13 protein-coding genes are annotated in these 12,311 nt (G+C 60.3%); 1 reads left to right on the top strand and 12 read right to left on the bottom strand.

Annotated elements, in window-relative coordinates; all coding sequences use genetic code 11:
* Window positions 1-307: 307 nt before the first annotated feature.
* A complete protein-coding gene (gene tyrS, locus AAAX59_RS02650; RefSeq protein WP_349070408.1) occupies window positions 308-1,519 on the bottom strand; it encodes a tyrosine--tRNA ligase in 1,212 nt (403 codons plus the stop codon).
* A gap of 97 nt (window positions 1,520-1,616) precedes the next feature.
* Entirely contained in the window at window positions 1,617-3,575 is a 1,959-nt protein-coding gene (locus tag AAAX59_RS02645) for a peptidase U32 family protein (protein ID WP_349070407.1), read from the bottom strand.
* Window positions 3,576-3,737: 162 nt separating this feature from the next.
* Between AAAX59_RS02645 and AAAX59_RS02640 the strand changes: the two genes are divergently transcribed.
* Window positions 3,738-5,954: a PBP1A family penicillin-binding protein gene (locus tag AAAX59_RS02640; RefSeq protein ID WP_349070405.1), complete on the top strand. Its 2,217-nt coding sequence runs from the start codon at window positions 3,738-3,740 to the stop codon at window positions 5,952-5,954.
* A gap of 185 nt (window positions 5,955-6,139) precedes the next feature.
* Here the strand turns inward: AAAX59_RS02640 and AAAX59_RS02635 are convergent, their stop codons facing one another.
* From AAAX59_RS02635 to infA, 10 genes are all read right to left on the bottom strand, one after another.
* A complete protein-coding gene (locus AAAX59_RS02635) occupies window positions 6,140-6,577 on the bottom strand; it encodes an ArgR family transcriptional regulator (RefSeq protein WP_006235280.1) in 438 nt (145 codons plus the stop codon).
* 132 nt (window positions 6,578-6,709) lie between these two features.
* Window positions 6,710-7,708, bottom strand: coding sequence for a glycosyltransferase (locus tag AAAX59_RS02630; protein WP_349070402.1), 999 nt, complete (start codon window positions 7,706-7,708; stop codon window positions 6,710-6,712).
* A 203-nt stretch (window positions 7,709-7,911) separates the two neighbouring features.
* Entirely contained in the window at window positions 7,912-8,736 is an 825-nt protein-coding gene (gene truA, locus AAAX59_RS02625) for a tRNA pseudouridine(38-40) synthase TruA (RefSeq protein WP_117638130.1), read from the bottom strand.
* A 92-nt stretch (window positions 8,737-8,828) separates the two neighbouring features.
* The gene (gene rplQ / locus AAAX59_RS02620; protein WP_349070401.1) at window positions 8,829-9,311 is read right to left on the bottom strand and encodes a 50S ribosomal protein L17; all 483 of its coding nucleotides are present in this window, start codon (window positions 9,309-9,311) and stop codon (window positions 8,829-8,831) included.
* 30 nt (window positions 9,312-9,341) lie between these two features.
* Window positions 9,342-10,283 carry a DNA-directed RNA polymerase subunit alpha gene (locus AAAX59_RS02615; RefSeq protein ID WP_349070399.1) on the bottom strand — a complete coding sequence of 314 codons (942 nt, stop codon included), beginning with the start codon at window positions 10,281-10,283 and terminating at the stop codon, window positions 9,342-9,344.
* Window positions 10,284-10,315: 32 nt separating this feature from the next.
* Entirely contained in the window at window positions 10,316-10,912 is a 597-nt protein-coding gene (rpsD, locus tag AAAX59_RS02610; RefSeq protein WP_006235275.1) for a 30S ribosomal protein S4, read from the bottom strand.
* 19 nt (window positions 10,913-10,931) lie between these two features.
* Complete coding sequence (rpsK, locus tag AAAX59_RS02605; protein ID WP_006235274.1) at window positions 10,932-11,336, bottom strand: 30S ribosomal protein S11; 405 nt, start codon at window positions 11,334-11,336, stop codon at window positions 10,932-10,934.
* Between the two features lie 14 nt (window positions 11,337-11,350).
* Window positions 11,351-11,725 (bottom strand): 30S ribosomal protein S13, encoded by a 375-nt coding sequence (gene rpsM, locus AAAX59_RS02600; RefSeq protein ID WP_022094275.1) that lies wholly within the window; start codon window positions 11,723-11,725, stop codon window positions 11,351-11,353.
* Between the two features lie 14 nt (window positions 11,726-11,739).
* Complete coding sequence (gene rpmJ, locus AAAX59_RS02595) at window positions 11,740-11,853, bottom strand: 50S ribosomal protein L36 (RefSeq protein ID WP_006363204.1); 114 nt, start codon at window positions 11,851-11,853, stop codon at window positions 11,740-11,742.
* 150 nt (window positions 11,854-12,003) lie between these two features.
* Window positions 12,004-12,222, bottom strand: coding sequence for a translation initiation factor IF-1 (infA, locus tag AAAX59_RS02590; protein WP_035137443.1), 219 nt, complete (start codon window positions 12,220-12,222; stop codon window positions 12,004-12,006).
* Window positions 12,223-12,311 lie beyond the last annotated feature (89 nt).

The raw sequence follows: 12,311 nt of genomic DNA, 5'->3' as shown, positions 1-12,311 counted from the left end.
ACATCCACTTCGTGTGCGACAGGCTGTAGGCCTTCTGGGCCATACGCCACCACCGCCCTCTCGACTCGGATTCCTTGCGGCCTGAACAATCGCAAGTGTCCGGCGAGGGGGCGGCTTTGTAAAGCCGGTTGTCCCCACCCGCATAGCGGGTGGTTTCTGATGCGGCGCGCTGCGCGCCCCGCACAGGCTAAAGCCTTTAAACGAAAGGGCGCTGACCTTCTGGTCGCGCCCTTGAAGTTGAACGTCAGATTGTCCAAATGCGGCCCGCGCAGCGTCGGCCGGTCCGCCGTTCGATAGAACGGCGGAACTAAATCAACTTGAAGCCCTTGCGCTTGCCCACGGAGAGGGTGTCGCCCAGCTTGAGGGCGCTCGGATCGATGTTGTAGCTCTTGGAAGCCACAGCCTTGCCGTTGATCTTGACGCCGCCGCCGTCGATGTCGCGGCGGGCCTGACCGGCGCTGACCGAAAGGCCCAGGTCCTTGAGCAGGCCAGCGAGGTAAATCTGGCCCTCGTCGTTGACGGTCAGCTCAACGTGCTTCTCGGGGAAGTCGGCAAGCTGGCCCTCCTTGAACACACGGTCGAACTCGGCCTGAGCCTCGTCGCCGGCGCCAGCACCGTGGTAGGTGTCGCACAGGTCGCGGCCTAGAGCGCGCTTGAGCTCGTAGGGGTCGGCGGAGCCATCGGCCAGGGCGGCATCGATCTTGTCGACCTCGGCCGGGGCGAGCGAGCTGGCCAGACGATAGTACTTGCCGATCATCTCGTCGGGGATGGACATGGTCTTGCCGAACATATCCTTGGGAGCGTCGGTCAGGCCGATGTAGTTGCCATAGGACTTGGACATCTTGCGCACGCCGTCGGTGCCCTCGAGCAGCGGCATGGTAAGCGCGATCTGCGGCTCCATGCCCATCTTCTCCATGAGCTCGCGGCCGGCGAGCAGGTTGAAGAGCTGGTCGGTGCCGCCCATCTCGACGTCGGCCTTGATCTGAACGGAGTCGAAGGCCTGCATCACGGGGTACAGAAACTCGTGCAGGGCAATCGGCGTCTGGGACTGGTAGCGCTTGGTAAAGTCGTCGCGCTCAAGGATGCGGGCGACGGTGAACTTGGAGCACACCTGCAGCAGGCCGGCCAGGTCCATCGAAAGGATCCAGTCGCCGTTGTGCACGATGGTGGTCTTCTCGGGGTCCAGGATCTTCATGGCCTGGCTCACGTAGGTCTCGGCGTTGGCCTCGATCTGCTCCTGCGAAAGCTGCGGGCGGGTGGAGTTCTTGCCCGAGGGGTCGCCGATCAGCGCAGTGCCGTTGCCGATGATAAGGGTGACGTTGTGGCCCAGGTCCTGGAACTGACGCATCTTGCGCAGGGGCACGGCATGGCCCAGGTGCAGGTCGGGGCTGGTGGGATCGACGCCGAGCTTGATGTTGAGGGGCTCGCCCTTCTCAAGCTTCTTGCGAAGGTCGGCCTCGGGGACGATCTGCGCTGCACCCGAGGTGATGATACGCATTTGCTCGTCAACAGACAGCATTGGGTATCCTCCTTTTGCTATAGCACCCTCACCGGATACGGCGGTGCTGGAAGTTCATAAACCCACTAATAATAACCAAAACAGCGCGACGCGGCACCTACGACAGGAAAATCCTCGTCCTGCCGCACGCGTCGATAACGACCGGCAAACGCGTGCCGTCACGTTCGACCAAAAAGCGCGCCTGCTGACGGCGCGAGCAGTCACGGCAACGGACCTGCCCCGTTGCATCCGTGGCGCAGGCGCCCTCGGCAGTCAGCAAGCAGTGCTCGCACACCATGAGCTCGGGACGGTCGGCATCGACAGGCCCCAAGACACCGGGACAAGCGGCAAGCTCGGCAACACGCTCCGCATCATTGCCGAGCAACTCGGCCGACAAGTACACCCGCCCCGCCCCGAGTCCGCGCAGCCAGGTAAGCGTGACCCGATTCGCGCAGAACACCGGCGCCGCCACGTCAAACGTCATGCCCAGCTCGCGAGCGATCACCACCTGTCCCAGGTTGCGGCAGACGACGCGCCCGGCACGCTGCATAAGTGAGCGGGTCCGATCAACGTCACCCGTGCGGCACACCTCGTCCAGCACCACAACGGCGTCGGATAAATCGCGTTCTCCGCGCGGATCGGCATCCATCAGCTGCCAAGCAAAAACCATGTGAGCGGGAACCGCGCGCTCCGCCAACTCCGTCGACGCACCGCCATCCACCGCAACATCCTCAAAGGGCAGCACCTCAACGGCGCGCGCAACGGGTGCAATCGCATCCGCCTCGGCCCGCATGCGCTCCAACACCGCCGCTGTCTGATCCAACACGCCGGCGCTGCGAATCAGGTACACCTCGCAGCCCGCGTCCACCTTACGCTTGCAATGCACGACGACGCGCTTCCCCGCTGCGGCATCCACCGGGCAGGGCACCTGCGGCCAGCGCTTGGGCACATCGGGGCGCGCGTCGACGCCCGGATAGAACCGAATCTCGAGCGTGTCACCCGCCGCCACGGCGGCATCGAGCTCAACGGTCACCTCTTCGTGGCCCACAGCGACCAAGCGCCCCACGCGCACGCCCTGGTTAATTGCACGCTCAAAGCTCATCAGCTCGGCACCCGAACGCCCTCGCAGGTACGCATCGGTAAACCCACGGTTAAACGACCTTCCCAGCTCGCGCTCAAGCTCTTCCACGGCACCGGGGTCCCACGCGCCGTCGCGCAGCATATCGAGCGCCCGGCGCCAAACCCGCACCACGTTGAATACGTAATCGGGGTTCTTCATGCGCCCCTCGATCTTGAGCGACGCCACGCCGGCATCTACAAGCTCGGGCAGATGCGCAATACCCAGATAGTCATGCGGACACAGCAGACGATCCCCCTCAACGGCGACAACGCTCTGTCCCGCCTCGTCCACTAGGTCGTACGCCAGACGGCACGGCTGTGTGCAGTCGCCGCGCATTGCCGATCGTCCACGCCGCAGGGCCGAGAACTCGCACGCCCCCGAATAGCCGATGCAAATCGCACCGTGGCAGAATACCTCGATGGGCACGCCCGTGGCACAGAGCGCCGCAATCTCGTCGACCGTCAGCTCGCGCGCCGTCGTCACGCGCTCGACCCCCAACTCATCGGCGGCAAGCCGCACGGCGCCTTCGCTATGAACGCCCGCCTGCGTAGACAGGTGAATCTCGACCCCGGGAATCGCCGCGCTCAGCGCGCAGGCCAACCCGGCATCGGCCACAATCAGAGCATCGGCGCCCAGCTCCAGTGCATGAGCTCCCAACGCCACCGCGTCGGACAACTCATCGTCAAACACGAACACGTTGAGCGTCACGTACACACGCACGCCATGGGCATGCGCCACGGCGCAGCCGCGCGCAAACTCGTCATCCGTAAAGCCGTGGGCGCTCACACGGGCGTTAAAGCCGCCCAACCCCGCATAGATGGCATCGGTACCCGCGGCGATAGCCGCAAGCATCTGGTCGAGTCCGCCCGCCGGCGCCAGCAGCTCGGGCAGCGCCGCACCGGCAGCATCCAATCCAGTCTCGCATTGTCCGCTCGGCCCCATCGCCCGAATCGCCATCGACAAACTCCTTACCAAGGTATGCATTCACTCTGAAAAATGCCGTCTTCCAGCATACACGAGGCCTCGCGCGCCCCGTTTGGTTTATCGTGTAATAACTTATGTCCATCCTGCCCCGACGGCACATCCACCGTCCGGCACGACATACCTGGAGGTCAATATATGGGTCCTCGCCAACGACAGGGACACAGCCGTTCAAAGACGCACGCCCTGCCCATAATCCTGCTCTCGTTTTTGGGCTTTCTGCTGATTGCGGGCGTGGCGTTTGGCATCGGCATGGTCGGCAACGTCAACCGCTGGCTGTCCGATCTGCCCGACTACACCGACGCCAACGCGTATCTGGTGAGCGAGCCCACCGAGATCGTCGACTGCAACGGCAACAAGATCGCGAGCTTCTACACGCAAAACCGCAAATCCATCACCAAGGACGAGGTCTCCCCCTACGTGCTGCAGGGCACCGTTGACGTCGAGGACGAGCGCTTCTACGAGCACGGCGGTATCGACCTGTGGGGTATCGCGCGTGCTGCGGTGGCAACCCTCGGCGGCGGGCACGAAGGCGCCTCGACTATCACCCAGCAGCTTGTGCGCAACACCATCCTGCAGGAGGAGCAGTTCGACTCGACCATTGAGCGTAAGGTGCGCGAGGCCTACATCGCCATCAAGATGGAGGACATGTACTCCAAAGACGAGATCCTCATGATGTACCTCAACACCATCTATTACGGCCACGGCGCCTACGGCATCGAGGCCGCAGCCGAGACCTATCTGTCCAAGAGCGCCGCCGACCTCACCCTGAGCGAGGCCGCGCTACTCATCGGCCTTCCCAACTCGCCTTCGCAGTACGACCCCACGGTCAATCCCGATCTGGCACTGTCCCGCCGCAACAAGGTTCTCGACAACATGCTGCGCCTGGGCCACATCACCCAGGAGGAGCACGATGCCGCACAGGCCGAGCCCATCACCCTCAACGTGACCGAAATCTCGGGCAGCGGCGTCGACGTATACTCGCAGCCCTACTTTGTCTCCTACGTCAAGCAGCTGCTGGAGCAGGAGTTCTCGACCGACGTGCTCTTTAAGGGCGGCCTGACCGTCAAGACCACCATCGACCCCACGATGCAGCAGGTGGCAGAGAATGCCGTCCGCGAGCAGCTCGACACGCTCTCGCTTGACGGCCTGGACATGGGCATGGTCGTCGTCGACCCCAAGACCGGCTACATCAAGTGCATGGTGGGCGGCTACGACTACAACGCCGACGAGAACCACGTAAACCATGCCACGGCCAAGCGTCCCGTCGGCTCCACCTTTAAGGCCTTTACGCTGGCAACTGCCATCCAAAACGGCATGAACCCCAACGTCACCCTCAACTGCAACTCGCCGCTCAAGGCCAAGGGCACCACAACCGAGGTACAAAACTACGCCAATCAAAGCTACGGCACCATCACGCTTAAGCAGGCGACGGCATACTCCTCCAACACCGGCTACATCCAGGTGGCGGAAGCCGTCGGCAACAGCAAGATCATCTCGCTCGTCAAAAAGCTCGGCATCGACCCCGCCAAGGACAACATCGAGGACGTTCCCGTCATGACCCTCGGCACCGGCTCGATCTCGCCGCTCGAGATGGCCGCCGCCTACGCGACGTTTGCCAACGGCGGCTACTATCGCCAGCCGATCGCCATCACCGAGATTGACTCTCGTACCGGTTCGGTGCTGTACCAGCACACCGACAATCCCTCACAGGTGCTTACCGAGGGCGAGGCCGCCGCGGTCACCGATGTTCTGTCCGGCGTCATGAAGGGCAGCGGTACGGGTGCTGCCGGCGCCCTGAGTGTCAACCAGCCCTATGCCGGCAAGACGGGCACCACCGACAACACCACCAACCTGTGGTTCTGCGGCTATACCCCGCAGCTGGCATGCGCCCTGTGGACCGGCTATTCCGCGGGCGAGATCCCCATCCAAAAGTACGGCACGGACCTGCTGGGCGACAGCACCAACCTGCCTGTCTTTAAGCGGTTTATGAACACCGTTCTGACCGGTACCGAGCGCGAGGAGTTTGCGACCGGAACGGCGCCCACCTACAAGAACAACAGCGTCTGGAAGTTCTACGGCACCAACAACACCAAGAAGTCGGAGAACGACGACAAGGACGAGGACGAGGACGAAGAGGAAGAGGAAACCACCACAACGACTACCACGACGACCACGACCACCGAGACCACAGGCGGCGACACCACCGGCGGCACCGGTACGACCGGTGGCTCGACGGGCGGCTCCACTGGTGGTTCGACCGGCGGCGATGGCGGCACGCCTACGCCTACGCCCACTCCAGACCCCTCGCCCACTCCAGACCCCTCGCCCACGCCTGACGATACGGTCGGCTAAGAAGTACGCGACTAAAGCCAACAAGGCCCCGAGCAGCTTATTGAACTGCTCGGGGCCTTTTAGTTTGAAACGACCTGGAGGGCGGTCTTTATACCGGCAAACAAAAAGGGGGTACCGACCAACGTCGATACCCCTTACAAGCCACTATGTCAGCGCACACAATGCCGAACGCACGACCCGCACGCCTACTTGCGAGAATTGCTCAACTTATTGATCAGCGCCTCGAGACGCTCGCCGTCCTCGGCCGTCTGGGCAATAACCAAAATCGTATCGTTGCCGGCAAGCGAGCCAAGCACATCGGGCAACTCTGCCGCATCAACGGCGGCGGCGATGCCGGAAGCCGTGCCAGGCTGAGCCTTGATCATAACCAGATTATCAGTACGCAGAACGCCCGTTACGAGCTCGGAAACCATACGTTGCAGGTGCAGGTCCTCTGCCAGAACATAGATGCCCTCAGGGAGCTTACGCAGCCCCATATCGGCAATATCGCGAGAGACAGTCGCCTGCGTGCAATCAAAGCCCATAGCACGGAGCTCATCGACCAGCACGCGCTGCGTGCGGACATCCTTATTGCGCACAATATCTCTAATGGCATCCTGGCGCCCATTGCGTTTTTTAGCCATACAAACCCTCTCTCCAAAAGATGGCGGAGACAATCAATCAGTGATTGAATAGTTTAACGCTATTTGAAGGCTTTTGTGTATAAGAACGCATTTCGAAACAATTCTATGCAAGTTTGTTTCGTAATGAGCCGTTTAGGCGGGTTTTGCGCCCGTCCGGTTAAGAAAAGCTGCCAGATGCGTACACATCACGCAGCGCGCGGGCTTAGCGCTGGCGATCGGCCCAAACAACAGACCGAGTCCCCGATGGTTGTCCTTGAGCGCGGCGACCATCTGACGGGTTCGAGGCGCCTCGAGCATATCACGCATGCGGGCGGAACGCTCGATTGACGACACCCCATGCGGGCTCAGACACAAATTCTCGATGCAGGCGACCAGTCCGGCAAAGTAGAACTTTTGGCTTGCCAGCTTGAGCCGACCACCGCTATCTGCTTCCGAGAGTGAGTCCGCAAGCTCGTCGAGCGCTCGGGTGTCATCGGATACCTTGGCATACATGGTGGGATCAAAGGCGTCTGTAAGCTTAGGCGCTACCGTGTGGAAACAAGCGTCGCCGCATCCGGAGACGCGCTGCGCCTGCGAGAGCGCGCACACCATAAACTCAACCGTACGGTACGCCTTGCCGTGCGACAGGCATGCCTCAAACAGCGGACGACTATACATCACGCCAGAGGTCTGAACGACTAGGCCGCCTAAAATCAACTGAGGCAGCCCGGCCACCATCGAAGATTTGCTATCAATGGAAATATGAGTAGCATCCAAGACGCGCGAATGGCGCTCTCGATGTGCATCATAGCGGTCGAGCGACACCGTGGGGAACACTATGTCTGCCGCAGTATCGCACGCGATATCGACCATCTTGGAAAGGGATTGCGGAGCAAACCACTCATCGGCGTTCATGGCGATGATTTGAGAGCCGCGCGAGGCAGCAAAACCGGCACGAAGACACGCGCCGCGCGTCGCGTCCTCGACGTCAATCAAATCAATATGGATGTCCCTGTCGGCAGCAACTTGAAGCGAATGGCGCACACCGGGCGCAGTATCGCGACAGACAACGACAATCTGCAAATCGTAGAGGTCTTGGTTCTGGATACTCTCGAGCGCACGCATCGCATAGCTGGGCGAACCTTCTACCACAAGGATCACCGAAAGTCGCGGATGCGAGCCACGTCGAACCAAATTATCCGTCCTCTCGACAGCAATGAATCAAACCGTGGTTCATGGTACACCCCGGCAATAAAAGCAATGAGACACCGGTTGCATTGCACGCCAAGAACAGATGTTGCACACGCGCAGCCCACAGATGACAGGTGTCGACGCACGACACGTCGAGCCCTCCCCTAGTCGAGCACGACAAGCTCGGCGGGATCGTAATCCACGCCCATAAACGTAAGGCCGCAGGCAGGAGCCGTGGGGCCCGCAGCGGTGCGGTCGCAAGCATCGATAACCTCGCGCATCCACTCGGGTTCACGGCGATGCATGCCAATCTCGACAAGCGTGCCCACGATCGTACGGACCATCGAATGCAGAAACGCATTGCCCTCGATGGTGAACGTCAGGATGTCCTCGCCAAACGCAACCTCATGGCCAAATTCGGCACGCATCACGCAGCGATGCGTGGGCTTGCCAACGGCCGAAGCAACCTTGCAAAAGCTTTTAAAGTCCTGCTCGCCCAGCAGTGCGGGGCAGGCAGCAGACATAGCCTCAACATCCAAGGGATAGCGATGCCACCACACGGCACCGCGCGAGAGCACGGGGCGCGCATCGCGATCGGCAATACGGTACGTATACGTACGGGACCGCGCGTCAAAGCGGGCAGAAAAGCCCCTACGGGCCTTGTAGACCTCGTTTATGGCGATATCTTTGGGCAGCAGGGCATCCATAGCCCGCAGCCACCTACGGCGCGTACACGCAAGCTCAGCGTCCGTTACGGGCACGCTAATGTACTGGGCCACCGCATGCACGCCGGCATCGGTACGACCCGCACACGTCAGATCGATCGGGCGGCGCAGCAGCGTCTCGATAGCGCGGCGCAACTCGCCCGCAACGGTCGTCTGGCCCGGCTGCTCGGCAAATCCGCTATAGGACGAGCCATCATAGGCAACACAGAATACAAGCGTGGCATCGAGCTCAGGAATCGAATTGAAATCAGACGGCGCGGTCATGGGCGCTCCCAACAAACAATCAACGGTATCGCGACAAAAAAAGAGGGGTACGCGAACGTACCCCTCGAATATAGCCTATGCAGACGGAATGTCTACTCAGCGGTCTCCTCAGCAGGAGCCTCCTCGGCAGCGGTCTCCTCAGCAGCCTCGACCTTCTTGGGAGCAGCGGCCTTCTTGGGGGCCGGAGCAGCCTTCTTGGCCTTAGGCGTGCAAGGCTCGGTGACGAGCTCCATGATAACGATGGGAGCGTTGTCGCCCTTACGGTTACCGAGCTTCATGATGCGGGTGTAACCACCGTTGCGGTCCTGCCACATGCCCTGAGCAGCCTTGTCGAAAATCTCGGCAACGAGCTGCTTATCGCCGAGCTTGGCGATAGCCAGACGACGAGAGTGCAGGTCGCCCTTCTTGGCCCAAGTGATGATCGGGTCGACGACCGAACGCAGCGCCTTAGCACGGGTCTCGGTGGTCTTGATGCGGTCGTTCTCGAAGAGGGCCTTAGCAAGGCTCTTCTTCATGGCCTTGGTGTGGCTCGCATCGGTGCCGAGCTTCAGGCCCTTCTTAACGTTGTGACGCATGGTCTAGTTTCTCCTCAAATATGCGAAGCATTAAGCCTTCAGGCTCAGGCCCATGGACTCAAGCTTGTCCTTCACTTCCTCGATCGACTTAACACCGAAGTTACGGATGTTAAGCAGATCGTTCTCCGAGAACTCAACGAGCTGACGGACCGAGTGAATGCTGGCGCGCTTAAGGCAGTTGTAGGAACGGACGGAAAGGTCCAGATCCTCGATCTGCTTGTCCAGCTCGGCGTTGTCGTTGGTGACCTCGGGAGCGAAGATCGAAGCCTCCTCCTCGACCTCGGGGGTCTCGGCAAGGTTCATAAAGGCAGCCATATGCTGGTTGATGATATTGGCAGCCTGGACCACGGCGTCGCGCGGAGCGATGGAGCCGTTGGTCTCGATCTCGAGGACAAGGCGGTCGTAGTCGGTGTGCTGACCGACACGGCAAGCCTCAACGAGCTTGGCGCAACGGGACACCGGCGAGTACAGCGAGTCGACGTGGATCACACCGATGGGATCGTTGTCGCGCTTGTTAGCCTCGCCAGAGACATAGCCGCGGCCATAGCCGATGCGCATGCTCATGGTGAGATGGCCACCCTCGGTGAGCGTAGCGATGTGCTGCTCGGGGTTGACCAGCTCAAACTCGGACGGAATAAAGAAGTCCGCACCGGTGACCTCGCAGGGGCCGTCAACCGAGATGGTGGCGGTCGCCCCGTCGGTCGTGCCGAGAGCCCTGAAGACAAGACCCTTGACATTCAGGACGATGTCGGTGACATCCTCGACCATGTTAGGGATGGTCATGAACTCGTGCTGTGCACCATCGATCTGAATAGCCTCGACGGCGGCACCCTCGAGCGAGGACAGAAGTACGCGACGAAGGGAGTTACCCAGCGTATCGCCGTAGCCACGCTCGAGCGGCTCGACGGAGACACGAGCAGACGTCTCGTTGATCTCTTCGACCTGAACCTGAGGCCTAATGAATTCTGACATGTATTACCTCCAGCCTCAGCAGCCCGGATGGACTACTTAGAGTAGAGCTCGACGATGAGCTGCTCGTTGATATCACCGCTGATCTGCTCACGCGTCGGCAGAGCGAGCACGTTACCAGACAGCTTCTCGATATCGACCTCGAGCCAGCCAGGGACCTCAAAGCGCTCGGAGGAAATCAGGGCCTCCTTGATGGGGAGGAGGTCACGGAACTTCTCGCCGACAGCGACGACGTCGCCGGCCTTGACGCGGTAGGACGGGATGTCCACACGCTTGCCGTTCACGGTGAAGTGACCGTGACGGACGGACTGACGAGCCTCTTTGCGGGTGCGGGCGAAGCCAAGACGGAAGACGACGTTGTCGAGGCGAGACTCAAGGATGATCATGAGGTTCTCACCGGTGACGCCGTTCATCTTACGGGCCTTGTTGAAGTAGCCGTGGAACTGCTTCTCCAGAACGCCATAGATGAACTTGACCTTCTGCTTCTCGCGCAGCTGCATGCCGTACTCAGATTCCTTGCGACGGCGCTTGGGCTGACGGATAGATTCCTTCTTGCTGCTGTAACCGAGCTCAGCGGGATCGATCCCGAGCTGACGGCAGCGCTTAAGAACAGGAGTCCTGTCGATTGCCATATTGATACGATCCTTTCAGTTACACGCGGCGACGCTTCTTGGGGCGGCAGCCGTTGTGCGGAATGGGGGTCTTGTCCTGGATGCTCGAGACCTCGAGGCCAGCAGCCTGGAGGGAGCGGATGGCGGTCTCACGACCGGAGCCGGGGCCCTTGACGAAGACGGAAACCTTCTTCATACCGTGCTCCATGGCCTGCTTGGCAGCAGCCTCGGCAGCCATCTGGGCAGCGAACGGCGTGGACTTACGGGAGCCCTTGAAGCCCACCTGGCCAGCCGACTTCCAGGAAATGACGTTGCCCTGGGGATCGGTGATCGAAACGATCGTGTTGTTGAACGTAGAACGAATGTGAGCCTGGCCCACGGAAATGTTCTTACGGTCCGCGCGCTTCAGACGGGCAGCGCGAACGTTCTTCTTAGCAGTAGCCATCTATCTAGCGCTCCTTATTTCTTCTTCTTAGCACCGATCTGACGCTTCGGGCCCTTGCGGGTACGAGCGTTAGTGTGGGTGCGCTGGCCGCGGACCGGGAGGCCCTTGCGGTGACGAAGGCCGCGGTTGCAGCCGATGTCCATAAGGCGCTTGACGTTCTGGTTGCGCTCACGGCGGAGGTCGCCCTCAACCATGATCTGGTTCTTATCGATATAATCGCGGATGGCGTTAACCTCATCCTCGGTGAGGTCCTTAACGCGCGTATCCACGTTAACGTTGCACTCGACGCAGATCTTCGTCGCAGTGGTGCGGCCGATGCCGTAAATGTAGGTCAGACCGATCTCAACGCGCTTCTCACGCGGGAGGTCGACACCATTAATACGGGCCAACGTAGTCTCCTCTCTTAACCCTGACGCTGCTTATGACGGGGGTTCTCGCAAATGACGAGGACCTTGCCATGGCGCCTAATGATTTTGCACTTATCGCACATCTTCTTGACCGAAGGACGTACCTTCATCGTTCTTCCTTTCGGTAGCGCTCAAACTACTTCCCTACTATCTACTCGCCCAGCCGCAGGCGTTTAAAACTATGGCTGGTCTTCACACACAATCCGACCGTAGGTTGAGCTAAGCCTGCAGTCGGAAATGGAGTGCGTGTATGCGTGCCGCTATTTGTAGCGATAGGTGATGCGGCCGCGGGTCAGGTCGTACGGGGAAAGCTCCACGACAACCCTGTCACCGGGGAGAATACGGATGTAATTCATTCGGATCTTGCCGGAAATGTTGCACAGAACCGAATGACCGTTCTCGAGCTCAACCTTAAACATGGCATTGGGCAACGGTTCCTTTACCGTACCCTCGAGCTCAATTGCGTCTTCCTTCTTCACAAGCAATCATCTTTCTCTAGAAAACGACAGCGATTGAGTATTCTACAACACGTATGCACGCATCGTAATAACTTCGTAATGGCTCCACA

The organism is Collinsella sp. CLA-ER-H2 (assembly GCF_040092405.1).
Classification (GTDB): domain Bacteria; phylum Actinomycetota; class Coriobacteriia; order Coriobacteriales; family Coriobacteriaceae; genus Collinsella.
The sequence above is the reverse complement of the archived record's forward strand: the minus strand, read 5'-3'. Positions and strand labels throughout refer to the sequence as shown.